Origin of the sequence: Lacticaseibacillus brantae DSM 23927 (genome assembly GCF_001436115.1) — a bacterium.
GTDB classification, from domain to species: Bacteria; Bacillota; Bacilli; order Lactobacillales; family Lactobacillaceae; genus Lacticaseibacillus; species Lacticaseibacillus brantae.
In genome coordinates this window covers 139539-163385 of sequence record NZ_AYZQ01000004.1, presented here as the reverse complement: position 1 = coordinate 163385, position 23847 = coordinate 139539, and the positions used below count along the sequence as shown (strand labels likewise).

The window sequence follows — 23847 nt, the reverse complement described above, 5'->3', positions numbered from 1 at the left end:
CGCACACCTTTTTAGTTACGCTTTTGGTTGAATGTCATATTCATTATCAAGATTGTGGCTGATATGGTTGAGGGCCTTCATAAACTCGCGCCGTGTGACAATTCCCGTGAACTCGCCAGTGCTGGCAACTACGGGGATGAAAGGCAAGTCGACAAGCAAATGCATCACGAGTTCAGCATCATAGGGATTCTCGATGGTTTGTACATCGGTTTCCATCACGTCTTTAACACATAATTCATCTAGTGGCGCCAGGCTTAGTTGCTCTAACCCCAACATTGTATCAGTAATCATTGGCATCGATAAGAGGCCCTTAAACTTTGAATCTTTGTCAAGAACAGGAATTTTGGAGTATCGGACCTTGGTCAAAACTAAGAAAGCATGAGCGAGCGCGTTATCTTCATTGACACTGGCGACCATTTCGCCCGGAATGAGGAAATGTTGCTCTTGTTCTTTAAGCATTGCGTTGATGGCTTTACTGATCATCTTGCCACACCTTTCCTTTTTGTTCCTCACTCATCATAGCAAGCTCCACTGCCAAATGACAAGAATACCAGGAAGCTTAAGCAATTATTTATGTCAGAATAAAGCAGTCGACAAAACATTTAAATCGTGTACAATACAATTGTAACCGTTCACAAATGCACGTAACCAACGTTTTGCTTGCCGCCTTTCTGAAAACCTGTTTACTCTGTTGCCAAATGTTGGTATGATTGTAATCATGTGTTCACTATTAAAATTTTTGGAGGAGAGTTATGACATACGCATTAGGAACGCGCTTAATCGCCGAATTCATCGGGACAGCGCTGTTGGTCATCTTGGGGAATGGCTCCGTGGCTAACGTCGACTTAAAAGGAACAAAAGGTAATGGTTCGGATTGGATGTTGATTGCTGTGGGTTATGGTGCTGGGGTTATGATTCCAGCCATGATGTTTGGTTCAATTTCTGGCAACCACATCAATCCCGCTTTCACAATCGGCTTAGCCGTATCAGGCCTTTTCCCTTGGAATGAAGTCTTGCCATACATTGCCGTGCAGATGGCCGGCGCGATTGTTGGTCAGCTTTTAGTTGTGGCTGCATACAAGCCTCACTATGATTTAACGGAAGATACCCAACATATTCTTGGGACTTTCTCAACCATCAACGCGACCAAGAGTAAGCTCAATGGCTTTATCAACGAATTTTTAGGCTCTTATATTTTATTCATTGCGGCCTTAGGGATTACTAAGGCGCCTTTCTTCCAAAATAATCTCGGGACTGCACACATGGGCTTAGGCTTCTTGGTTGCAACCCTGGTTGCTTCGTTGGGTGGCCCAACAGGCCCTGGTTTGAATCCAGCGCGTGACTTAGGCCCTCGTTTGGTGCACTGGTTATTCCCATTGAAGCATAAGGGTAGCTCCGATTGGGGTTATGCTTGGGTCCCAGTGCTTGCGCCAATCCTTGCTGGGATTGCTGGCATTGCCACTTACAAAGGGTTCTTTATGTAAATAGATCAAAAGAGGTCGGGACAAAACTTAGTTTTGTCCCGACCTCTTTTTTGGGCTAAAAAACGTTTAAGTCACCTGCTTCACTTGCGATCAAAATGCCGGTCTAAGCCAGCATTTTCGCCGTCTCGCGTGCGGTAACTAATGTCAAATGCTGTTGGGGTAGCGGTAATCAGCGCATAAGTCCCACCAAGGTGAGCAAATTCACCTCGTGGTTGACTAATACTGCCCGGATTCAACACAAGTATGCCAGCATGCATTTCAACACCCAGTTGGTGAGTATGCCCAAAAAGAATGATATTGGCGTGCGCGTCTTGGCCAGCCGCGACGAGGTCGTCAAGGCCGAAGTTGACGCCATAACGGTGCCCGTGAGCCATGAAGACAGTCTCACCATCGATTGTTTCAGTGACCGTCATTGGAAACTCCGGATCAAAATCCATATTGCCTGCCACAGCTCGATACGTCTCAAACAGTGGATTGGTTGCAGTTAACTCAGAATCGCCGGCATAAAAATAGCCATCTAAATTTGGATGTCGGGCCAACAACGTTTGGAGAATTGCGGCATCACCATGCGTATCACTAACAGCTAAAATTTCCATCTTAATCCTCCTGGTACCAAGCACGCCAGACTTTGGCCAACGCCTTGATTGCTTGGCCACGGTGACTGATTGCATTCTTCTCATCTGTGGTCATTTCTGCCAATGTTTTACCTTGCTCCGGTACATAGAAATACGGATCATAACCGAACCCGTCGTTACCACGAGGTACGCCAACAATCATGCCTGGTAAGTCGCCTTCAACCACCAAGTCCTGATCAGGTTGGTTCGGTTTGGCAAAAACTAAGGTTGTGTGAAAGGTCGCCGTGCGATCATCAGCCGGAACTTCCCCTAATTCAGCCATCAATTTAGCATTATTAGCGGCATCGTTGTGCCCAGCGCCAGCATATCGTGCTGAGAATACCCCTGGTTTGCCACCTAACGCATCCACCATTAATCCAGAGTCATCGGCCAAGACTGGCAATTCAAGCGCTCTAGCGTATGTATCCGCCTTGATTCGGGCATTTTCTTCGAACGTACTGCCAGTCTCCGCTACGTCTGGTAATTCTGGAAAATCGCGCAAGGTTTTAACTTTGATTCCTTCACTTTCAAATACAGCCGCAAATTCGCGAGCTTTACCAGCATTTTGGGTGGCGACCACAATTGTATCCAAAGGGGCGGCTTCGTAATTCGTTGGCAACTGATCAATTTCCACATGCTGGGCATGCAATTGATTCAGACCTAACCACTGTTTACCAATGGTATCGAACATACTGGGCGAGCCGGTCGTAAAAAACCGTTGTGTCGGTGTGAAATCGGCATCGTTGTTCGCAATATCAAAATAATCAAGTAAAGTAGAAACCTCGCTGACAGTTTCAATCCCTGGATCAATCAACGTCACCTTGGGTCCCATAACATTCTCAATGATTGGCCGTAACAACGGGTAATGTGTACATCCCATGACCAGCGTATCAATATCAGTATGCTTCAACGGTGCCAGGGTCTCTGTTACAATCCGTTTGGCAATTGGTGATTGATATTCGTTACTTTCAACCACTGGCACGAATTTAGGTGCAGCCAGGCTTGTCACCGAGACCGTAGCATTCTTATCATGAATGGTCTTCGCATACGCCCCGGCTTTGACGGTGCCTTCAGTGGCGATGACGCCAATGTGGTTATTCTGACTCACCTTTAATGCAGCTCGGCTCCCGGGCAAAATGACGCCAACTACTGGAATGGGCAGTTGGGCTTTAACCACATCCAAGGCTGCTGCTGTCGCTGTGTTACAGGCAATCACTAACATCTTGATGTTCTGGGCCATCATGAAATTCACCATTTGCCAGGTGAACGCCACAACTTGTTCGGCCGGCCGCGGACCATATGGTAAGCGGGCTTGATCGCCAAGAAAAACCATATTTTCGTGTGGCAACTGCTTCAACGCTTCTTTAAAAACGGTGAGCCCGCCAACACCTGAATCAATGAAACCAATTGGTTGTGTATTCATCATAAGACCTTTTTCCTGTATTTATTCGCAAACAACTCTGAAACTCTATTCTGATAGCTTCGGCGAAAAATTTCAAGTCATGGCATGGTAATGCTGAAAAAAGCCGATGATTAACGTATACTTAAAAGCAGAATTGGAGGAAGAGACATGACAGAACCTGCCTACAAAACCCTAATGGCGATTGACGAAACGACCCCACTTTTCGGACAAATCGCTTTGCGAGACCTTGTATTACCCGATTTACTTGGGGATGAACAATCCGATATTCTTTACTGGGCGGGACGCAGCTTAGCAGAGAAGCTTCCCACTAAAGAAGCTGATATTCCGGGTCTGTTTGCCCAGCTAGGTCTTGGGACCTTGGCTAATCAATCACAGAAACGTCAACAGCGCGAATACCGATTAGATGGTTCCACCGTTGCGGCGCGTTTGAAAGATTTCGATAAGCCTGATTTCCAATTAGAAGCTGGGCTCTTGGCTCAGTTGCTCCAGCAACAGCTAGGGGTGGTTGTAGAAGGCAACAGTCAAGTTCTCTCCCGTGACCAAGCTGTTCTCATTACCATCTCGTTAGATACCCGGGATAAACAACCCATTATTGATGATTTAATCGATTAAAAAAACTCGTCAGCTTGCCTTTGGAAGCATAACTTCCGGCAAACCGACGAGTTTTTTTATTCAACAGCTGGGGCCTTGGCATTCTGCCAGCTCTTGGTATAGAAATGGTTATTCATCTTATAATCGACAGGACCAGCATTCAAGTCCTTCAAGAATGGCTGCACACTTTGATCCATTTTCAGCCAGCCGCGCCAGCCAATATGAATCGTATCTTCCATGAAATATTGTTCCCCACCATCTTGAGTCAAATCAAGCACATGATTGAATCCTTGCGAACGCAGTTGATATTCCACTTTCCGTGTAAAAGCCTCAATCATGTTCAGATCCAAGCCAGTATACTCAGCCCAACGCTGATTAATTGGCGGAATGACAAACAAGACTTCCATTTTCTTCTTGGCGAAGGTATTGAGCAATAATTGGAAATCGGAGAATTCTGGAGATTCAACATAGTTAAAGTTCACCTGAGAATTCTTCAAGTTCTTCTCAATTCGCTTAACCCGCTCATTGTAAAAGCTGTTTTTAATTTCAAACGAATTGCCGTTAGTTTCCTTGGCACCAATCTGGGTGGCCAGGGCATCTAGATTCTTCACGTCATACGTCTTAGGTAAGACTGCAGCAGCCTTATCCAAAGTGCCCTCATTACTCTGCATAAAGAGTTGTGAGAACAAGGCATCTTGGTGATCCAGCAACGTGGTCTTAATCTTCTGGACGTAGGTCTTCTGGAAATCAGTCATCGGTTTACCCAACGCGACGTTCTTCAGAGCATCTTCAACGGTCCCATCAGATTCGCTGGAAGGGAAATCGAGGAGGCGTGCTGCAGCATAGCGATCAGCGGTGTTGTTCTTGGCATGATCAAGGAAATATGCCACCTGTGAAGGTGAATAGAAGTAATCAAACATCGATTTCCGGACACCCTTCTTGACGAACCATTGGGGTGACACCACCACAACGGCTTTCTTCCCGGTCATATGCTGGAGCGCATTCATCGAGAAGAAGTGCGTCAGGGATTGGGTCCCAGCGGTTCCCATCAGGAAGGGCGTGTAATTACGGTGATACTTCTGGGCTAAGACAGAAGGGTGAAAACTGTCCATTCGTGATAATTCAGAGGAACCGATAAACGGCACATAGTTATCCGCCATGGCGGCATTTTTCACCCGCTGGCCTTTAAGAACATTATCTGAAAGTGAGCTGGCAGCCTTTGTCAGGGTCGCTTGACTAGGCGTCCCCAAGGTAAAAGGCAAAAGCAATACACCTAGTACCAGGACCACCGCCACTGCTAAGGGTCCTAAAACCCGCCATAGGGTCTTTTTCATGATTACATACTTTCTACTTTCGCAATAATTTTGTTTGGTGTGGCCCATTCGTCACGTTCGAATTCAGAAACTGGCACATCAATGCCAAATTGTGATTGCAATTCGAGTAACAACTGCACGGTCCCCATTGAGTCCAGTAACCCAGTATCAAATAAGTTGATATCCAAGTTGTCGCGGACATCGTCTGACCCTGTCAGGTCAACCAAAATATCGATAACGCCATTTTTTATATCTTCATGATTCATAATAAGCCCTCACTTTGTTTTTTTAATGGAACCAGAGTTGATCTAAGAAACCAGAGAAAATCAGGAACGAGAAGCAGACTGTATTAAACGTTAAGAACACCGAGAAATAATACGTGAACTTGTTGCTTGGCAACAACCCTTTGTGCTTCTTCTTAAAGCGAATCCACATGTCCGTTAAATTAATCAGCACCGCGTGGAACAGCCCATAAACAATGTAGTACCAGGTTTCCCCATGCCAGACACCCATGATGCCAAAGAGCAGGAAGTAGCCGATAGCGGCGGTAGCGACCCGACTTTTGACGAGTTTATGCTTCATCATGAAGAACACAAAGCGCATGTAGATATAATCACGGAACCAGAAACTCAAGGTCATATGCCAACGATTCCAGAAATCTTTAATGTTGTAAGACTTGAATGGTTGATTAAAGTTCATCGGTGTTTCAATTCCCATGAAATATGAAATTGCGACCGCAAACAATGAGTAACCAGCAAAGTCAAAGAACAGATAGCCCGAGTACGCGTACATCACGCCGACAACTCCCCAAGACAGGTGCAAGAAGGTGTGCTGCCCAGCGACGATAGCCATGTGCTGCATGTAAGGATAAAGCAGCGTCCCAAAAATGTAGCCAAGAATGAATTTGTATAAGAATCCTAGCATCAAGTAATGAATGGCTTTACTGAACAATTCCGTGTACTTCTGGCGATCAGGGACCGAATCATAATCAGCGATGAAGCGCCGATACCGATCAATTGGGCCACTGGAAATCGTTGGGAAAAACAGTAGGAATTGCCAGAACTTAATCAAGTTAAATTCTTTGATTGACCCATCACGCGTCTCCATAATCATGCCGACAACCTTGAAGGTCAAATAGCTAATCCCTAAGAATCCGAGAATTGACGGGTGAGTCGCAAACAGTGGTGTAAACTTAACCACCGTCAACGGCGCAATGCCCAAAATGACTGCCAGGACAAACACCCAGGTCTTATTTTTGGATTCTGCTGCCGTGCGATACTTGGTGTATCCCCAAACCAGTAAGGTGTTGTACAGGACATAAACGATTAACGCTTGTCCTTGGGGCCACTTATCCGCATCAAAAATCAAAATAATAAAGAATAACGAGAACAATGATTCGTACCAACGGAATCGTTTACCGTAGAACAGCCCAATAATCACGGGAATTAGACCAATCAACAGATAGACGAAATACATTGGATTTTCATATGGTTGTAAATTAAGCATTTGGGTTGACCTCTGCAATCAAGGCTTTGCGATCAACTTTCCCGTTAGCTGTTAATGGTAAGGCGTCCCGATAAACAATCCGTTGGGGCACCATGTATTCCATAATCATTTGGCCTAATTCAGCTTTAATAGCTTTGGTACGATCCATATCGCTAGCAAAGTCCCCACCGGCCGGAACGACATAAGCGATTAATTGGGTGACCTTATGATCTTTATCGTACCGTGGCACAGTCGTCGCTTGTTTCACATGACTTACACTGGCTAAATTGTGATCAATATCTTCCAGTTCAATCCGGTAACCATGTAATTTGACCTGGAAGTCAGTCCGGCCACGATAGAAGACCAGCCCATCGGCGGCCATCGTGACTAGGTCCCCTGTCCGGTACCCAGCCTTCCCATCAGCGTCAAAGAAAGCACTGGCCGTCTTATCTGGATTATTCAAGTAGCCTTTAGAAACACTTGGCCCAACAATCATCAATTCGCCCTCAGTATCAGGAGCCACACGTTGGTTCTCTTCGTTGACCACATAAACTTCAGTATCAGGCTTAGCATAACCAATCGGTAACCGTGGATATTGGGCCACAACGTCAGCGGTAATTTGCATGCCGGTCACAGCAACTGTTGCTTCTGTAGGGCCGTAGGTATTATAGACGGCCGCATTTGGGAACCGGTCAATCAGGGCTGTCGCTGTCTTATTGGTGAGCTCTTCGCCACAGAATAAGAAATGGGTCAACTTTGGATAGTGCTCTTGATCAAAGTTTGGATCGAGCAAGGCGATTTCAGCAAATGAAGGGGTTGAAACCCATTCATTTAAACCGAGTTCTGGTAACGTTTCAAACAATAATTTGAAGTTATCTGTGATTTGCTTTGGAATCGCCATCAGCGTGCCACCTAGGACCAGTGTTGGGTAAAGATCCATCACTGAAAGGTCAAACGAATACGGTGGTTGCGACATTGCCACGACGCCTTCTTCTAAACCAAAATCATCGACATTCCAGTTAACGTAGCTTAGCAAGTTACGATGACTGATTTGTACCCCTTTTGGTTTACCAGTGGTGCCGCTCGTAAAGATGATGTAGTAATTATCATCCCCACTGACTTGTAAGGCAGGGTCGTAATTGTCATTGCCACCATTGATGGCTTCAGTCAGTAAACTTTGGTCCACGACTTGGACGTCTGGGACCTCAATTGGCAATGGTTCAACAGCAATCACGGCCGGTGATTGCGCCACTTCTTGGACTTGAGTGATGCGTTCGTTAGGACTGTGTGTATCAATTGGAATGTACGCATGACCCGATTTTGAGAGACCTAAGAAAACTTGAACCATCTCAAACGTTTGGCCACCGTAGACCACAATTGGAGCTTTAGCTGGCAACACTTGGCTAAAGAAATTTGCCAAGCGATCAGAGCCTTGTTTAAGTTGAGCATAAGTATAGGCCTGTCCTTCATAGACGTAGGCGATTTTATCCGGCGACTGTGTGGCCACAGTGTCGATTGCATGAATGATATTTTCAACCATAATCCCGACTCCTTGTTTTAGAATTCGTTGTAAATGAATTTACTGTTGTTAATCCCGCTGTAACTGTATAAGTAAACCAGTGAAAGTAGAATCAGGAAGTACACAATCGTCCAGAAGACAAATTGGAACGTTGCATTCTGCCACAGCTGCTTTAATTTCCCTAGCAAGCAAGCCCACCCCCATCTTGTAATTACTCTAAATTATAGCCTTTTCTGTAAACAGACTAAAGCGAAACACCTGAAAACAATCTAACAGTTTTGTTAGATGTCTCTTGCCATAAAAAAAGTCCCAACCGAAGAATTTCGATTGGGACTTTTCAACCCATTTTAAACACTTAGCTTGAAACTAAGCGATTAGAGAAAGGCAATTAGTCAGTGTACTTGGCAAGGGCCTCTTCAACTTGTTCCTTTGAATGATAGCCAACAAGCTTTTCAACGACTTCGCCGTCTTTCTTAATCAGCATCGTAGGAATTGCCATAATGCCGAAGGATTGTGGGGTGTCAGGGTTGGCATCAACATCCATCTTGACAAACTTCACATCGTTACGGCTTTCAGATAACTTCTCGATTACAGGGCTTTGCATCCGACAAGGACCACACCATGTTGCCCAGAAGTCTGTCAATACTACGCCGGAATCAGTTTCTTGCTTAAAATCTTGATCTGTCACAGCTTGAACCATCATAGGGCCTCCTTACTTTTAGTAACTACCAGTATAACACTTCGGCTCAAAAATACAAACTCGCGATTTACTATTTAAACTGAACAATGGTTGCCCCAGAACCACCAGAGTTTTGCGGGGCAAAGCCAAATTTCTTCACTTGGCGATTACGTTTCAAATATTGGGTGACCCCATTACGAATCGCACCGGTCCCGAGGCCATGGATAATCGTCACTTGTGGATACCCTGCAAGCAAGGCAGCATCGATATAACTATCCAGTTGCGCCATCGCGTCATCATAACGCACGCCGCGTAAATCTAAGGTCGTCGATGGCCCAGATGTGGCACCGCTGACAGTTGCCACGCGGCGCTTTGGTTTGGCAGCTGGTTCTGGATTCACTTTCTGCAAATCGCTGGTCGCCACTTTCATCTTAATGATGCCCATTTGGACCTGCCAGTGGCCCTCATCAAGTTGTTCCAGTAAAACCCCTGTTTGGCCATAACTCGCAACCTGAACAGTGTCCCCGACTTTGAGCGTCTGTTTAGCCTTCTCACGCCGCAGCACCCGATTTTGTTTCAGCGGTGATTCTTGCTGATGCAGTTGCTTGAGATTTGCCTTAGCATCGATCAGTTGATTTTCCTTCACGTTGCCCTGCTGATTCAATTGCATCTGGCGCAAATCCTTGATGATTTTATCAGCCTTAGTTTCGGCGGAACTGACCAATTCATTCGCTTGTTTCCTGGCCTTAGCCATTTGCTTCTCACGTTCTTCAAAGAACTCATTGTAAGCGGTGGCCAAATCATCGTGGAGTTTCGTTGCGGCTTCAACTTGCTGCCGCAGATCCAAGTACTCAGTTTCAGCGGCTTTACGTTGATTCTCCAAGTCCGTAATCATGTTGTTAAGATCATGGCTATCATCATTAATCAACAACTTTGCCCGCTCAATCACATCGGCGGATAACCCCAGCCGTAATGAAATATCAAAGGCATTACTGCGGCCAGGCACGCCTATAAGCAAGCGATAAGTCGGTTGTAGCGTGGACACGTCAAATTCCATCGACGCGTTAATCGTTTTAGGGGTGTTATAACCGTATAATTTCAGTTCTGGATAGTGAGTGCTGGCTACCACGTAGGCCCCTAATGCGCCCACTTGGTCCAAGATAGCAATCGCCAAGGCGGCACCTTCTTGCGGATCAGTCCCAGCCCCAAGCTCATCAAAAAGCACCAGACTTCGGTCGTCGATGTTGGCTAAGATTTCCACAATATTCTTCATATGGGACGAGAAGGTACTTAGACTTTGCTCAATGGATTGTTCGTCCCCAATATCAGCAAAAATTTCATTAAAAATCCCAATCGAGCTTTCGGCTGCAGTTGGCAAAAAGAGTCCTGATTGGCCCATCAATTGTAGCAAACCCAAAGTTTTCAGGGTGATAGTTTTCCCCCCGGTATTTGGGCCGGTAACGACAATGGCTTGATAGTCTTCACCCAAGGTAATCGTGTTGGGAACAACCTTCTGGGGATCAAGCAACGGATGCCGAGCCTCGTTCAATTGCACGATGTTATCCGCTGAGACCTCAGGTTCGTTGGCCTTCAAAGAGGCCGCATATTTCGCTTTGGCGTTAATAAAATCAAAATGACCGAGTAAATCCGTATTTGCTCGCAATTCATGCACATAAGGTGCAATCTCGTTTGAGAGTTCAGCTAAAATCCGAGCAATTTCAGTATTTTCGTTGATTTGAGCCTCGCGCAGCCGATTGTTTAGCTCAACGACGGCTTGCGGTTCAATAAAGAGCGTTTGCCCACTGGCACTTTGGTCATGGACAACCCCGCCAAATTGATTCCGATATTCAGCTTTGACCGGAATCACATACCGATCATCGCGAATCGTCACAATTGGGTCGCTGAGGTACTTGGCGCCGCTACCATGGGTGTAATTCTCCATCCGCTTACGGATGTCGCCTTCTAGCTGGCGCATTTGTTGGCGCAGACCATACAATTTAGGACTGGCTTCATCGGTTAAGCGCCCGTCTTCATCGATAGCCACCTTGAGTCGCTTCTCTAAGGTTGGCAAACTCGTGAGCTGTGCTTGCAACTCATAGACTTGCCGAAGATCAACATTGTCTTTTAAGTCGGTTAAAAACGCATCCACCGCCCCGACCGTCGTAAGCACGCGACTCACTAATGCCAATTCTTGACCATTTAAAACGGCCCCGATTTGGACCCGCTTAAGCGCTGGCCCAAGATCATCGAGGCGCGGAATGGGAATACCACCACGCAACCGCAAAATCGTGGCCCCATCGGCTGTCTCATCAAGTGCCTGTTGAACGGCATCGATATCAGTGGCTGGCGTCAGTTCGTGCACTAACGTCGCCCCAGCAGCAGTCATAATGCTTCCCAGCAAGGCCTGTTGAATCTTACTATATTCAAGTGTTTCTAAAATTTTTGTATTCATTAAACTAAATCACCTCAATAGTCAAAAAGCATCGGTAATCAAACAAAAAGCCGTAACAGAACCAAACCGTCTTGTCACGACTTCAATCTTTAACATTTATATTCAATCTCAATTAGCCGAGAATCCACCACTGTGTAAACAACTGGGTTAATCCTGGCGTATGACTAATCATTAAGCGAGCGACCCATGATTGGCTCAATACGTCTTGAATGCCGCCAACCGGAATCAGCGCCAAAAGGTATAATCCCATAAACAACAGGACATACCCGACAATCAAATTCAGACCCCCGGCTGTCACCAAATTCACTTGTGGATCAATGCGGCGATAAGTCAGGTTGTGAAACCACAGAAGAATAATCCGGGTGAGTAACCACCCCAGCGCAAAGATGAAGAGAAAGGCAAAACCACGGTAAAACGCTTGATCAAGCGTTAGACCAACTGAATTCGTAAAAAAGGTAAATTTGCTCTGTTCAGTGGCTGAAGGATAAGGCACCAGCAAGGTCAGTCGCGTACTCAAAGGATTGGCCCACAATGCCGCCAAGAAGAAACTGACACTGTAACCCAACACATGCAAAAGCTGAAGCCATAAGCCACGGCGTGCTCCAGCGTAGAAGAAATACGCGAGAACCAAAATAATGATAATCGATAACATCTGCTGCCCAAACCTCCGTCTATTCCGCCTCTGATTGTTGTTTCTGGGCTTGCTGGTTTACTTGATCAGATAGCGCATTGAAGGCGAGGAGCACAGCGGCTTCTTCGCGTGAGAGTTTTGGGTCAAGACGATTAATCTGAACAAGTTGTTCATTTAAAATTGCGGTGACCGCCTCAAAATGAGCCAATGAACCTGGCCCAACAATGGTATAGGTTTTCCCTGCAATTTCTGCCTTGAACCGGCGTTTCTGCTCTACCAAAAATCTGACCTCCTCGGGTGTATCAACGGCTTATTCTACCATGAAACCAAACTTTACACCAGCCGATGCCTAAGCCGCACATCACAAATGGACAAATGCCATAGAAAAAAGCCCCGACAAAAGATAACTTTTGCCAGCAGCTTTCTTGAAGTTTCTGAAAATTACTTATCGTCTAAATGTGAATCATCGTCAGCTAAGAAGGTATTCAAGACCTCTTCAATCATATCCCATTCAGCATCGTCCTCGATGGGATATAAATCGCCTTGGCTAGCATCGCCGTTGGTATCAGGGGTAAACGAAAAGGCTTGAATTTCAAGCTCATCATCGTCATCAGCACTTTGAGGATATAACAAGACATAACTCTTGCCATAGTCTTCAGAATCAAAGGTGAATAAGACTTGATACAATTCTTCATTACCCTTGTCATCGACAAGCGTGATGAGTTGTTCGTCTTCACCTGGTTGAATGTGTTCGTCTGCCATTAGTAGGCCTCCTTATTCGGACAATAACCGTCCTTTTTGATCAAGATAGGTTTGCAAAATCATCTGCGCGGCAAGCTTATCAATCACTTGCTTTTGTTTCTTGCGACTCGCATCAGCCTCTTCGACAAGCATTCGCGATGCTTCCACGGTCGTCAAGCGTTCATCGACAAAATCAATCGGCAGATGGAGGGCATCCTCAAGCATGGCCCCGTATTCTTGTGCCTTTTGCGCACGCGGACCAAGTGAATTGTTCATGTTCTTGGGTAACCCAATCACAAAGCCTGTCACATCATATTCTTTAGCTAATTCAGCAACTCGGTCTATTCCGAACTTGCCTTCATCTTCGTTAATTCGAATAATTTCCACACCTTGCGCAGTCCAGCCCAATGGATCGCTCATCGCGACACCCACTGTCCGTGAACCAACGTCAAGCCCCATTAAGCGCATTAATGTTGCCCCTTATCAAGGTAGGTCCGAACAAGCTCTTCAATAATCTCATCACGCTCATGTTTGCGGATCAGGCTACGGGCATCATTATACCGTGGGATATACGCCGGGTCACCAGAAACAAGATACCCAACGATCTGGTTAATCGGGTCATACCCTTTTTCTTCTAACGCTTGATACACCACTTCCAAAGTTTCACGTACATTCTTTGGATCGTTATCACGAAAATCAAAATGAACGGTTTCGTCTAATGTGCTCATTCCTAACACCTCTATTCTGTCCAGTTCTAAGTTCTATTTTACTTGAAGGGTCGGTAAAGTACAATCACCGGCCCCTCAAGTTTCGGTTATTTTGCTAAAAAGTCGGCAGCAGCTTTCAAGGCAGCGTCAATGCCTTCTGGCTTCTTCCCACCGGCTTGGGCCATATCTGGCCGACCACCACCGCCACCACCAACGAGTGGGGCAATTTGCTTAATCAAGTCGCCAGCTTTAATCCCAGCTTGAATGGCATTATCACTCGCAGCCACGAGCAGGTTAACTTTCTCACCAACTGTGGTTGCCAATACTAAGACATCAGAGGCTTGTTTCTGCTTCCAGTCATCACCCAACTGGCGCAATTCATTCATCCCGGCCACTTGGACTGCCTTGGCAATCAAGGTTAAATTCCCAACTTGCTTGGCATCATCAAAGATTCCAGCTGCCGCTTGAGCAGCAAGCTTTGCCTGCAGCCCTTCGACTTTCTTTTGACTGGCCTTGAGGTCGGCCTGTAACTGTTCAGCCTTTTGCGGCACGTTATTAACCTGATCGACTTTCAAAGCCTGCGCAGTTTCATTCAGTAATGCCTGTTGGTGGTTTAGATATTCAAAGGCTTCCTTTGAGGTGACTGCTTCAACCCGTCGCACGCCGGCACCAATCCCAGATTCACTTGTAATCTTGAATAAGCCCAACTCACTCGTATTGCTTGGATGGGTTCCACCATCAAATTCCTTGTTGAAATCGCCAATTGAGACCACCCGTACGACATCACCATATTTGTCCCCGAACATCGCAATTGCGCCGAGTTTCTTGGCACTTTCGATATCCGTTTCAATCGCAGAAATTGGTAAAGCGGCCCAGATTTGTTCGTTCACAATCTGTTCAACCTCAGCCAGCTGTTCAGGCGTCACTTGACCGAAATTGGTGAAGTCAAACCGCAAATAATCTGGTTCAACCAGTGAACCCGCCTGATGGGTATGTTCTCCCAAGACTTGGCGCAACGCTTGGTCTAGCAAGTGCGTCGCGGTGTGATTACGCGAAACTTTCTGGCGACGGCTTGGTTCAACGGACAACCAGTACGTTTCGTTCACATGCAGTGGCGAAAGCACTTCAACCGTGTGGATATTTTGGCCGTTTGGTGCGTGTTGAACATCAGTCACGTGTGCAACCACTGTGCCATCAAGCTGTTTGATATCCCCATGATCGGCCACTTGGCCCCCCATTTCTGCGTAAAACGGTGTCCGACTGAAAATCACTTGCGCTTGACCCGGTTCAGCGGTTTCCACCAAGGCCCCATTCTGGATAATATCATCCAAAACTGCTTCTTTGTCATCGAGTTGGGTGTAGCCAGTAAATTGACTTTCACTCTTAATATCCATGAGCAGTTCATTCTGACTGCCCATCGATTGTTCGTTCGACCGAGCAGACCGAGCGCGATTCCGTTGGGCTTCCATCTGAGCATGGAAACCATCCATATCGACAGTCATGCCTTCGTCTTCAGCGTATTCTGCCGTCATTTCAACTGGGAAGCCAAAAGTATCAAACAACTTGAACGCTTGGTCCCCAGGAATGACAGTCTGTTGTTCGGCCTTTAAATCGGCTATACTTTGGTTCAACAAGTTGACCCCAGCATCCAATGTTTCGCGGAACCGTGCTTCTTCGGAGCGGATGACCTTTTGAATGAAGGCTTGGTTATCCAAAATTTCTGGATAGTAACTCTGCATGATTTCGCCCACGACAGGGACGAGTTCATACAAGAAATCTTGTTCAATCCCCAATTTCTTCCCGTTAAGCACAGCGCGCCGAATCAAGCGCCGCAAGACGTAGCCGCGACCTTCATTACTTGGGAGCGCCCCATCACCAATCGCAAAGGTCACTGTGCGGGCATGGTCGGCAATGATTTTAAATGAGACATCATCTTTATCATTTTGGCCATACGCTTTGCCAGCACTCAGCTTCTGTGTAGCTTCGATAATTGGCATGAACAAGTCAGTTTCAAAGTTCGTCTTTGTGTTCTGGATAACAGAGACAAGGCGTTCTAGGCCCATCCCGGTATCAATGTTTTTATGAGGCTGTTCAACATACCGCCCGTCTGGTAAGTGATTGAATTCTGAGAAAACAATATTCCAAACTTCCAGATAACGTTCATTTTCGCCACCCGGATAGCTTTCGGGGTCGTCTTCGGGCAGATTATTGAAGGCTTGGCCGCGGTCATAAAAGATTTCTGAATCAGGGCCACTTGGGCCTTCGCCAATATCCCAGAAGTTATCTTCAACTTCGATAATGTGTGATTCTGGCAAACCAACAACCTCATGCCAGATTCGCTTGGCTTCGGTATCTTTGGGATAGACAGTCACAGATAATTTCTCGGGATCTAGTGCTAACCAGTCAGGACTGGTTAAGAATTCCCACGCCCAAGGAATAGCTGATTCCTTAAAGTAGTCGCCGACCGAGAAATTCCCGAGCATTTCAAAGAAGGTCAAATGTCGAGCAGTTTTACCGACATTTTCGATATCGTTTGTCCGAATTGACTTCTGGGCATTGGTAATCCGAGGATTCTTTGGAATAACCGTCCCATCAAAGTATTTCTTGAGGGTGGCGACCCCAGAGTTAATCCACAATAAAGTGGGATCATCAACTGGAATCAATGATGCGCTGGGCTCAACATCATGTCCCTTTGACTTGAAGAAATCCAAAAACATTTGGCGAATTTGTGCACTAGACAGTTGTTTCATGCTGTTCCTCCTCAATTAAAAAGACACCCCTGCAAGCCAAGGACGCTTTCGCGCGGTACCACCTTGTTTGCAACGATGTCATCGTTTACCACTCTTGATTGTCATTCAATTATCTCGTCAGGAAGCCCACATTGCGCTCATTCAATCCTTCTCAACCCCGGATCTCTCTGTAGAATAAGGCGGCAATCTGTATGGCCTAACGTCTTTGTTATTATAAAATGCTACAAAATCACTGTCAACATTAGCCGCTGAATCGGCACATGTTGATGATTCTGTTGAAATACTCGGTCTCCGACCAGTGGAAGTGATCCGGCCAATGTGCCTGAACCATGAAAGTCTATTTATTCTTACTGCGGTTTTTAGCCTTATTGGCCTTCAATTCTTCACGCTTGGCAATGCGAGAATTGCGCCGGCGTTCGTCTTTGACTGCTGCTTGAATCTTTTTCTTGTAACCAGGCATCCGTTTCTTTTGTTCTTTTTTGACTAAGCCGCGGATGGCCAAGCTCATTTCGTCTTGCTTAGGCTTGCGATTTTCCCGACGATTGCGATCATAACTATCCACAATCTCGCCATTTTTAATCGCCTTTGGCTGGAACTTAATGCCCAAATGTTCCAATTCAGCAATCTGAGCTTCTTGACCAGGGGCATATAAGGTAATTGCAATACCATCCATCCCGTTGCGACCGGTCCGGCCGACCCGGTGGACGAAGAATTCATTGTCAGTTGGAATTTCTGCATTAATGACATGGGAAACGCCCTTAATATCAATTCCCCGTGCTGCCAAGTCAGTGGCCACAACGTATTGATATTTCAAATCGGCAACTTCCTTCATAATGCGATTCCGTTCCCGAGGCGCCACGCCCCCGTGGATTTTGGCCACTGTGAGACCTTGGGCCACCAAATACGCATGAATCTTATCAACACTGGTCTTAGTATTGGCAAAAATCAATACTAAGAACGGTTGGCCAATGGTCAGCAATTGATAGATGAGTTGGTTCTTGTCGCGGCCTTTGGCGGCAATTAACCAGTTCTCCACATTGTCAGCAATCACGCTTTTAGGCTTGATTTCAATCATTGTGGGATTAGCCATATATTTCTTCAGGAATGGCTGTAACTTCTGAGGAATTGTTGCCGAAAAGACCAACATTTGGAGATCTTCAGGGAATGATGACGCAATCTTGTCAACTTCGTTCAAGAAGCCCATATCAAGGGTCATATCGGCTTCGTCCACCACAAATGTTGTCGCAGTGAAAGCCTGCAAGGCTTTGCTATCCATCAAATCCCAAACTCGCCCTGGGGTCCCAATGACCACGTGCGGTTGTTGATGCTTCAGTTTGTCGATTTGGCGTGCTTTGTCAGTACCACCAACGTAGCGGTTGATCCGAATCTCAGGTTGATTGGCAATCAACTCAGACGCAACTTTGTAGATTTGATTAGCCAGTTCCCGACTTGGGGCGGTAATGACAGCTTGAACCTGGTCCTTGCTGGCATCAATCCGGCTGAGAATCGGTACTAGGAAAGCGTGAGTCTTCCCGCTCCCAGTCTGGCTTTGACCAATGACGTTCTCACCGCGTAACACGGCCGGAATCACTTGTTGCTGAATGGGCGTCGGAGTGGTGATGTCCATTTTGGTGAGCCCACTAATCAAAAATGCAGGCAGATTGTATTGCTTAAATTGGTTGTCCATAAAGTCCTCTTTCTTAATTGGCTTCAATAATCGCATCAAGCTGCGCGACCATTTGGTCAATTTCGGCTAAATCCTTAGCCTTGGCGCCACTAGCAAGTGGATGACCGCCGCCATTATGTGCTTTCGCTAGTCCGTTAATGATAGGCCCTTTTGAACGCAAATTAACTCGGTAACTGCCATCAGGCTGTTCCACAAACAGCATCCAAGCAACGACTTCACCTAAGCGGCCGGCTGTGCCGACGGCTGCTTGGACTTGATCATCAGCCAAACCAAGGCGTTCAATCTGATCGCGCGTTACAATGGCGTGCGCGCCGCCAACCGCTGAAATCTTCAAGGCTTCAAATACCTGGCCTTGTAGCCGGGCTTGGCCTAACGTGACTTCGTTCATCTTCTGATTCACGGCAGCTGGATCAAAATCTTTGCTAATCAACTGAGCTGCAATTGTGAGTGTTTGCGGGGTGGTGTTGTTAAACATAAACCGCCCTGTATCGCCGACAATCCCCGCATAAAACAACCGAGCGGCAGCATCACTGAGCACCAAGCGGCCAGCTGAGCCATTGATAAACGTCATCAACAATTCAGAAGTCGAGCTGACACTGGTGTCCACCCAAGTTAAATCACCATATGGATCATCGTTAGGGTGATGGTCAATTTTAATCAATTGTTTGCCCAATGTAAAGCGTGAATCGTCAACTCGCGGTGTATCGGCCGTATCTGTCACGATGACCAGTGCGTCTTGATAAGTGTCGTCACTGATATCATCCATCTGGGCTAACCAGCTCAAATGATCGACACCCCCACCGACGACGTAAACCGTTTTGTCTGGAAAACTAGCGCGAATGGTCTCGGCCAAGCCAACTTGCGAGCCCAGGGCATCGGGATCTGGTCGCTCGTGGCGGTGAATAATAATCTTATCGTTTGCGACAATAGCCGCTAAAATTTCATCTTGAATCATCATTAATTCCTTTCGAGTAACTGACACGTCAAAATAGCCTTTGCCGCTTGATGGCCGTCGCTAAAAATATCTAAGTCTAATGTTGCCGTGGTGAGATTGACATCCAATGGCCGCAGTTGAATCAAAACGTTCGATTCCAGTTGAATCGGTCGAAAAGCCTGAACGGTATATTGCTGGATTAAAACGTTACTATGGCCACTAAACTGCAAGAACTCAGTTGCCGCAGCATTGATCACTTCCCCAAGCACGCCAAAACTCAGCGTTCCCAAGTGTGTCAGGACGGGGGTTGGATGGAAACTGAAGGTTTGCCGAGTCGCATCCGGTTCCAATAACGCCGCTACCTGATCAGCAAATGTAACGGCCCCACTATCTGAGTGGTCACGCGTGGCTAACCCTGCATACACATCTTCTCGAGTGACCACGCCGAGCAATTGCCAGTTGTCATCGACGACTGGCAATTGGTCTAAACCTCGATCTTGCAGGCTATGGCCAACCGCAGCCACACTGAGATACGGCTTAACGGTTGGCGGATTCTTTTGCATCACGCGCTCGATTTGGACCTGAGGCTTCTTATCAGCCAACAACCGCGGATTCACTAAACCAACCAATCGATTATCTGCCGTTATCACCGGCAACGTCCCAGGGACAGCTTGCGCGCGCTGCCAGTAGTCAGCAACCGTATCTGTGGGGAACAAGGTCTGGATACTGGTTTTGGGTGTATAAACGGCCGCAACCGTCAGAATGTCTTGTTTAATCGCTTGGTCAGACAAGGCCCGATTAATCATGGTTGCGACGGTAAAGGTGTCATCGCTGGTCTTGAGCAAAGGTAGCGCCTTTTGTTCGGCCAGATCAATGATGCGCTGACTCGTATTAAAGCCCCCAGTAATCAGGACCGCGGCGCCATTATTGAGCGCTAATCGCTGTACATCTTCACGATTACCGACAATCATTAACGAGTTGGGCGAGATGTATGGCAACATTGCAGGTTCCGTCATTGCCCCGATAACAAACTTATTTAAGCCCTTCGGCAGGCCGGCTTGTCCGCCAAGGACCGTGGCATCCAAAATCTCAACCAACCCAGCAAAAGTCAACTGCTCAGTTGCATTGGTTGGCCGCTGTTCAATCCGAATGGTCCCCACTCGGGCAATCGTCGAGACAATGCCAGAATTCTCAGCTTCTTTAATTGCCCGATAAGCGGTGCCTTCACTGACATTGAGCGCGCGTGCAATTGAGCGCACAGAAATTTTGTCGCCCACCGCCAGTTTAACGATGTAGTTTAAAATTTGTTCATGCTTCGTTGCCATACGTCCGCCTCCATACTCCTTTGAGTATAACATAGCCTGTGGATAACTAGAGGTCCAAATCAAGATTTTCAAAGGCCATGGGATCCAAATTGGTAATGGTTATGCCCAGCAAACGAATCGCGAGTTCATCGGGTTTCACCTGGGTCCATAGACTCCGGGCTGCTGCCAAGATTGCACGCTGATCACGGACGTAAATGTCCTCGGTCAACCGTTTCGTCAAGGTATTAAAATCCCGATCGCGTACTTTTAAGACGACGGTTTTGCCATGCTTTTGTTGCTTCTGCAAAGCTTGCGCAACGAGGCCAGCCAAATATTCCAGTTGGTCCTGGACCTGAGCCTCAGTCGTCAGAACAGCGCCATATGTGCGCTCTTTGCCAATCGACTTGGCCGTCCGCACCTGGACTGGCCGGTTATCAATGCCGCGAGCATGTTGATAAAGTACAAACCCCATTTTGCCAAAAAGTTGCATTAATTGGTCTTGCGATAATTGCCGAAGGCCAGCGCCATCGGTGACGCCTAAATCGGTTAATTTCGGCAAAGTCTTCTTGCCAACACCCCGAAATTGACCAATCGGCAGCCGATCAAGAAAAGCCAAAGCCTGTTCCGGCATTACCACTGTGCGGCCAGCGGGTTTGTTGTAATCACTGGCTTGCTTGGCAATAAACTTGTTGTAAGAAATCCCAACGGAACTCGTCAATTGTGTGGCCGCATAAATCTGCTGCTGTAACCACAATGCCAAGCTAATTGTATTCTTGAAATCCGGATTCGCTGTCACATCGAGATAGGCTTCGTCAAAGGCAACCGGTTCAACCAGGTCCGTCACCTGATGGAAAAGCTCATGAATTTGGCTAGAAACAGCCCGGTATTTGGTGAAATCGGGCGTCTTGAAAACCAGCTGGCGCTTAGGAATGAGACGGATGGCCTCCCGGGAGGGCATGGCGGAATGCACCCCGTATTGCCTGGCGACATAATTTGCCGTTGTAATAACGCCCTTTCCGCCTGTTTGTCTTGGATCATGAGCAATCACCAATGCTTTGGTTTTATAGGCAGGATTGTCCCGCTCTTCAATCGAGGCATAGAACGCATCCATGTCCACATGAATGATTTTGCGACTGGTGTTATTCTGCAAAGGTAAATCAAATAGGGACATGGCCCGCCTCCTTTCTAACCGCAAAAAAGGCCGGGACCTGATTCGCATCAGGCCCGACCTTTCTGATTAATCAGCTAATTTAATATGGGTTGGTTTAAAGGCCCAATCCCGGCCACTATCAGTCAGCAAATCCATTGAAGCCTGCGGGCCCATCGTCCCTGCCGCATATGTTGGCATTGCTTTAGTCGCATCCCAAGCCTGGCGAATCACATCAACATACTGCCAAGACTGATCAAGTTCTGCCCAACGAGTGAAGTTGGTCTGATCCCCACGTAAAACGTCCAATAATAACCGTTCGTACGCTTCAGGCGCCTTGGCAACCGATGCATCGTCATGCCGGAAGTCAAGAGACTCCTGGCTTAGGGCAAACGTCTGTCCCAAGGTCTTACCATTAATTTCTAAACGATAGCCTTGAGTGGGCTCAACGTAAATCGTGAGGCGATTGGGTGCAGCAGGTTCACCGTCAGTCGCAAAAATATTATTGGCGACCGGTTTAAAAGTGACTGTCACCTGAGTTGACTTACGAGTCAAGCGTTTGCCCGTCCGCAGGTAAATTGGTGTGCCTTCCCAACGAGGCGTATCAAGCAGCAACTTCCCAGCCACAAACGTTTCGGTCATTGAGTCTTCTGCCACACCGTCTTCTTGACGATAGCCATTAACTGTTTGGCCATTGACATCGGCACTGACGTATTGCGCTCGAATGAAGTTTTGAGCCGCTTCTTCAGGGGTGTAACGGTGTAAAGATGAGAACAGGGCGTCCTTCACCTTATGGACCACTTCAGGACTGAACGTGTCTGGTTTCTCCATGGTCAGGTAAGCCATCAGTTGCATGATATGGTTTTGGACCATATCGCGCAAGGCACCTGAACTTTCATAATATCCGGCCCGCTCTTCAACCCCCACTGCTTCAGCTAAGGTAATTTGGATATTATCGATGTAATCCTTTGACCACAAAGGTTCCAAAATCTGGTTCCCAAAACGTAGTGCTAAAATGCCTTGGACCATTTCTTTACCAAGATAGTGGTCAATCCGGTAGATTTGATTCTCGTCAAAAGTAGCACTAATTGAATCATTCAGTTCTTTGGCACTGGCATGATCGTGACCAAATGGTTTTTCAATGACGAGCCGATTAAACCCATCGGGAGTTAACAGATTCTCAGATTTAATGTGCCCAGCAATGACCCCAAAGAATTCGGGCGCCATCGCCATGTAATAAATCCGGTTGCCACCAATGTCGTACTGCTTATCCAGCTTTTCGGCTAACGTTTTGAGTGTCACATAATGAGCGGAGTCTGTGACGTCGTGTGATTGATAGTAGAAATGTGAAGCAAATGCTTTGACTTGCTTGGTCGTTGCTTGAGGCAGATTTGTCACTGCGGCCGTCACGATTTCTTGATAGTACTCGTCGCTCCATGGCCGGCGAGCTGTCCCAATGACAGCAAAGTGCTCTTGTAAATCACCGCGCACAAACAATTGAAACAATGCGGGATAGAGCTTGCGCTTTGCCAAGTCACCTGAACCACCGAAAAGAATAATTACTGCTTTTTTCTCAGTCATATTAATCCACCTTTTGCGTCTTATCGTTGAACAAAAACGTGTGCACTTTGGTTGCGGTCAAACTGGACCGTCCGGTTAGATTCTAACGCTAATGTGAACGCTGTGTCACTCTTTGCGGTCACAGTAAATTGATCGCCGATTTTCATATGCAGCCGCGCAATATAATCAATCAGGGCTGCTTCGTCCAAAAATCGATCTAAAATCACAGTATCACCGACTTCTAGGTCAGCTAATCGCAAACGACTCTGCGGTTGGAACTGGCCATTCGCATCCGGGATAACACCGCCATGGGGACAGAACTGCGGGTAATTCAGCCGTGCGGCCAACCGATTGGCCATTTCTGCCGTGGTCGCATGTTCCAATGATTCGGCTTCACTGTGAATCGCGTCGATAGGATACTTGAGTTCTGCCACCAGAAAAACTTCCCACAAGCGATGGTTACGAACCAACAACGCTGCAGCGAGTCGGCCGGTCTCCGTTAAATGAATCCCCTGGTATGGTGTATGCGTCACGTATGCTTGCTCAACGAGTTTGCTAATCATTTCGCTCACAGACGCTGCAGAAACATGGAGGCCATCAACAATTTGTTTATTCGAAATTAAATCAGTGTCCCCACCCAATTCTAGGATGAGTTTTAAATAATCTTCTTTATTTGGAGTCATAAGCCTTCCTTACTTTTCAACAACATTTACTGTTCTTATTATGCACGATTCGCTATAAAAAAACAGCCCTCCTGCCTCTTCACTGGCCCTAAAAACTGATAATTATTTTAATAACTTAAGGAAGAACAGCAAAACAGCCTCAC

24 protein-coding genes are annotated in these 23847 nt (G+C 46.8%); 2 read left to right on the top strand and 22 right to left on the bottom strand.

The genetic code is table 11. The annotated features are described in order from the left end of the window. Nucleotides 1-15 precede the first annotated feature (15 nt). Nucleotides 16-483: a cyclic-di-AMP-binding protein CbpB gene (gene cbpB / locus FC34_RS08265; RefSeq protein ID WP_057894946.1), complete on the bottom strand. Its 468-nt coding sequence runs from the start codon at nucleotides 481-483 to the stop codon at nucleotides 16-18. Between the two features lie 269 nt (nucleotides 484-752). On the opposite strand from cbpB, the gene FC34_RS08260 reads away from it, so the two are divergent. Next, entirely contained in the window at nucleotides 753-1484 is a 732-nt protein-coding gene (locus FC34_RS08260) for an MIP/aquaporin family protein (protein ID WP_057894945.1), read from the top strand. Nucleotides 1485-1564: 80 nt separating this feature from the next. On the opposite strand, the gene FC34_RS08255 is transcribed toward FC34_RS08260, so the two are convergent. Together FC34_RS08255 and racE are read right to left on the bottom strand one after the other, a co-directional pair. After that, nucleotides 1565-2080, bottom strand: a complete 516-nt coding sequence (locus FC34_RS08255) for a YfcE family phosphodiesterase (protein ID WP_057894944.1) — start codon at nucleotides 2078-2080, stop codon at nucleotides 1565-1567. A 1-nt stretch (nucleotide 2081) separates the two neighbouring features. Next, complete coding sequence (gene racE / locus FC34_RS08250) at nucleotides 2082-3521, bottom strand: glutamate racemase (protein WP_057894983.1); 1440 nt, start codon at nucleotides 3519-3521, stop codon at nucleotides 2082-2084. 147 nt (nucleotides 3522-3668) lie between these two features. Here racE and FC34_RS08245 point away from each other — a divergent pair, with 147 nt between their 5' ends. Next, on the top strand, nucleotides 3669-4133 hold the full coding sequence (locus tag FC34_RS08245) for a DUF2507 domain-containing protein (protein WP_057894943.1): 465 nt from the start codon (nucleotides 3669-3671) through the stop codon (nucleotides 4131-4133). A gap of 56 nt (nucleotides 4134-4189) precedes the next feature. On the opposite strand, the gene dltD is transcribed toward FC34_RS08245, so the two are convergent. From dltD to FC34_RS08150, 19 genes are all read right to left on the bottom strand, one after another. Then, nucleotides 4190-5446 carry a D-alanyl-lipoteichoic acid biosynthesis protein DltD gene (gene dltD, locus FC34_RS08240; RefSeq protein WP_057894942.1) on the bottom strand — a complete coding sequence of 419 codons (1257 nt, stop codon included), beginning with the start codon at nucleotides 5444-5446 and terminating at the stop codon, nucleotides 4190-4192. Nucleotides 5447-5448: 2 nt separating this feature from the next. Beyond that, a complete protein-coding gene (gene dltC, locus FC34_RS08235) occupies nucleotides 5449-5691 on the bottom strand; it encodes a D-alanine--poly(phosphoribitol) ligase subunit 2 (RefSeq protein ID WP_057894941.1) in 243 nt (80 codons plus the stop codon). 22 nt (nucleotides 5692-5713) lie between these two features. Further along, entirely contained in the window at nucleotides 5714-6931 is a 1218-nt protein-coding gene (dltB, locus tag FC34_RS08230; RefSeq protein ID WP_057894940.1) for a D-alanyl-lipoteichoic acid biosynthesis protein DltB, read from the bottom strand. Continuing rightward, entirely contained in the window at nucleotides 6924-8450 is a 1527-nt protein-coding gene (gene dltA, locus FC34_RS08225; protein ID WP_057894939.1) for a D-alanine--poly(phosphoribitol) ligase subunit DltA, read from the bottom strand. The genes dltB and dltA overlap by 8 nt, the downstream gene beginning before the upstream one ends. Nucleotides 8451-8467: 17 nt before the next feature. Continuing rightward, complete coding sequence (locus FC34_RS08220; RefSeq protein ID WP_057894938.1) at nucleotides 8468-8617, bottom strand: teichoic acid D-Ala incorporation-associated protein DltX; 150 nt, start codon at nucleotides 8615-8617, stop codon at nucleotides 8468-8470. 200 nt (nucleotides 8618-8817) lie between these two features. After that, entirely contained in the window at nucleotides 8818-9129 is a 312-nt protein-coding gene (trxA, locus tag FC34_RS08215) for a thioredoxin (RefSeq protein ID WP_057894937.1), read from the bottom strand. A 70-nt stretch (nucleotides 9130-9199) separates the two neighbouring features. Further along, nucleotides 9200-11560, bottom strand: coding sequence for an endonuclease MutS2 (locus FC34_RS08210; protein WP_057894936.1), 2361 nt, complete (start codon nucleotides 11558-11560; stop codon nucleotides 9200-9202). 112 nt (nucleotides 11561-11672) lie between these two features. Next, nucleotides 11673-12212: a CvpA family protein gene (locus FC34_RS08205; RefSeq protein WP_057894935.1), complete on the bottom strand. Its 540-nt coding sequence runs from the start codon at nucleotides 12210-12212 to the stop codon at nucleotides 11673-11675. A 19-nt stretch (nucleotides 12213-12231) separates the two neighbouring features. Continuing rightward, nucleotides 12232-12471: a cell division protein ZapA gene (gene zapA / locus FC34_RS08200; RefSeq protein WP_057894934.1), complete on the bottom strand. Its 240-nt coding sequence runs from the start codon at nucleotides 12469-12471 to the stop codon at nucleotides 12232-12234. A 161-nt stretch (nucleotides 12472-12632) separates the two neighbouring features. Continuing rightward, the gene (locus tag FC34_RS08195; protein WP_057894933.1) at nucleotides 12633-12953 is read right to left on the bottom strand and encodes a DUF1292 domain-containing protein; all 321 of its coding nucleotides are present in this window, start codon (nucleotides 12951-12953) and stop codon (nucleotides 12633-12635) included. Between the two features lie 12 nt (nucleotides 12954-12965). Continuing rightward, nucleotides 12966-13400, bottom strand: a complete 435-nt coding sequence (gene ruvX, locus FC34_RS08190) for a Holliday junction resolvase RuvX (RefSeq protein ID WP_057894932.1) — start codon at nucleotides 13398-13400, stop codon at nucleotides 12966-12968. Beyond that, the gene (locus FC34_RS08185) at nucleotides 13400-13660 is read right to left on the bottom strand and encodes an IreB family regulatory phosphoprotein (protein WP_057894931.1); all 261 of its coding nucleotides are present in this window, start codon (nucleotides 13658-13660) and stop codon (nucleotides 13400-13402) included. Before FC34_RS08185 ends, ruvX begins: the two co-directional genes overlap by 1 nt. A gap of 86 nt (nucleotides 13661-13746) precedes the next feature. Next, the gene (gene alaS, locus FC34_RS08180) at nucleotides 13747-16389 is read right to left on the bottom strand and encodes an alanine--tRNA ligase (protein ID WP_057894930.1); all 2643 of its coding nucleotides are present in this window, start codon (nucleotides 16387-16389) and stop codon (nucleotides 13747-13749) included. 337 nt (nucleotides 16390-16726) lie between these two features. Beyond that, nucleotides 16727-18076, bottom strand: a complete 1350-nt coding sequence (locus FC34_RS08175) for a DEAD/DEAH box helicase (protein WP_057894929.1) — start codon at nucleotides 18074-18076, stop codon at nucleotides 16727-16729. A gap of 13 nt (nucleotides 18077-18089) precedes the next feature. Continuing rightward, nucleotides 18090-19031, bottom strand: a complete 942-nt coding sequence (locus FC34_RS08170) for a DHH family phosphoesterase (protein WP_191978491.1) — start codon at nucleotides 19029-19031, stop codon at nucleotides 18090-18092. Nucleotides 19032-19033: 2 nt separating this feature from the next. Then, nucleotides 19034-20335, bottom strand: coding sequence for a DRTGG domain-containing protein (locus FC34_RS08165; RefSeq protein WP_057894927.1), 1302 nt, complete (start codon nucleotides 20333-20335; stop codon nucleotides 19034-19036). A 46-nt stretch (nucleotides 20336-20381) separates the two neighbouring features. Next, nucleotides 20382-21485: a DNA polymerase IV gene (gene dinB / locus FC34_RS08160; protein WP_057894926.1), complete on the bottom strand. Its 1104-nt coding sequence runs from the start codon at nucleotides 21483-21485 to the stop codon at nucleotides 20382-20384. A gap of 66 nt (nucleotides 21486-21551) precedes the next feature. Continuing rightward, nucleotides 21552-23042 (bottom strand): glucose-6-phosphate dehydrogenase, encoded by a 1491-nt coding sequence (zwf, locus tag FC34_RS08155; protein WP_057894925.1) that lies wholly within the window; start codon nucleotides 23040-23042, stop codon nucleotides 21552-21554. Nucleotides 23043-23062: 20 nt separating this feature from the next. After that, nucleotides 23063-23704 carry a metal-dependent transcriptional regulator gene (locus FC34_RS08150; protein ID WP_057894924.1) on the bottom strand — a complete coding sequence of 214 codons (642 nt, stop codon included), beginning with the start codon at nucleotides 23702-23704 and terminating at the stop codon, nucleotides 23063-23065. Nucleotides 23705-23847: the final 143 nt, after the last annotated feature.

Bases quoted from the DNA above. Each gene is read 5' to 3' on its own strand.
- FC34_RS08245 (WP_057894943.1), top strand. From the start codon at position 3,669: ATGACAGAACCTGCCTACAAAACCCTAATGGCGATTGACGAAACGACC.
- FC34_RS08150 (WP_057894924.1), bottom strand. From the start codon at position 23,704: ATGACTCCAAATAAAGAAGATTATTTAAAACTCATCCTAGAATTGGGT.
- trxA (WP_057894937.1), bottom strand. From the start codon at position 9,129: ATGGTTCAAGCTGTGACAGATCAAGATTTTAAGCAAGAAACTGATTCC.
- FC34_RS08185 (WP_057894931.1), bottom strand. From the start codon at position 13,660: ATGAGCACATTAGACGAAACCGTTCATTTTGATTTTCGTGATAACGAT.
- FC34_RS08165 (WP_057894927.1), bottom strand. From the start codon at position 20,335: ATGGCAACGAAGCATGAACAAATTTTAAACTACATCGTTAAACTGGCG.
- FC34_RS08170 (WP_191978491.1), bottom strand. From the start codon at position 19,031: ATGATTCAAGATGAAATTTTAGCGGCTATTGTCGCAAACGATAAGATT.
- ruvX (WP_057894932.1), bottom strand. From the start codon at position 13,400: ATGCGCTTAATGGGGCTTGACGTTGGTTCACGGACAGTGGGTGTCGCG.
- cbpB (WP_057894946.1), bottom strand. From the start codon at position 483: ATGATCAGTAAAGCCATCAACGCAATGCTTAAAGAACAAGAGCAACAT.
- alaS (WP_057894930.1), bottom strand. From the start codon at position 16,389: ATGAAACAACTGTCTAGTGCACAAATTCGCCAAATGTTTTTGGATTTC.
- dltA (WP_057894939.1), bottom strand. From the start codon at position 8,450: ATGGTTGAAAATATCATTCATGCAATCGACACTGTGGCCACACAGTCG.
- FC34_RS08195 (WP_057894933.1), bottom strand. From the start codon at position 12,953: ATGGCAGACGAACACATTCAACCAGGTGAAGACGAACAACTCATCACG.
- FC34_RS08260 (WP_057894945.1), top strand. From the start codon at position 753: ATGACATACGCATTAGGAACGCGCTTAATCGCCGAATTCATCGGGACA.
- FC34_RS08175 (WP_057894929.1), bottom strand. From the start codon at position 18,076: ATGGACAACCAATTTAAGCAATACAATCTGCCTGCATTTTTGATTAGT.
- dltC (WP_057894941.1), bottom strand. From the start codon at position 5,691: ATGAATCATGAAGATATAAAAAATGGCGTTATCGATATTTTGGTTGAC.
- dltB (WP_057894940.1), bottom strand. From the start codon at position 6,931: ATGCTTAATTTACAACCATATGAAAATCCAATGTATTTCGTCTATCTG.
- FC34_RS08255 (WP_057894944.1), bottom strand. From the start codon at position 2,080: ATGGAAATTTTAGCTGTTAGTGATACGCATGGTGATGCCGCAATTCTC.
- FC34_RS08210 (WP_057894936.1), bottom strand. From the start codon at position 11,560: ATGAATACAAAAATTTTAGAAACACTTGAATATAGTAAGATTCAACAG.
- racE (WP_057894983.1), bottom strand. From the start codon at position 3,521: ATGAATACACAACCAATTGGTTTCATTGATTCAGGTGTTGGCGGGCTC.
- dinB (WP_057894926.1), bottom strand. From the start codon at position 21,485: ATGTCCCTATTTGATTTACCTTTGCAGAATAACACCAGTCGCAAAATC.
- dltD (WP_057894942.1), bottom strand. From the start codon at position 5,446: ATGAAAAAGACCCTATGGCGGGTTTTAGGACCCTTAGCAGTGGCGGTG.
- FC34_RS08205 (WP_057894935.1), bottom strand. From the start codon at position 12,212: ATGTTATCGATTATCATTATTTTGGTTCTCGCGTATTTCTTCTACGCT.
- zwf (WP_057894925.1), bottom strand. From the start codon at position 23,042: ATGACTGAGAAAAAAGCAGTAATTATTCTTTTCGGTGGTTCAGGTGAC.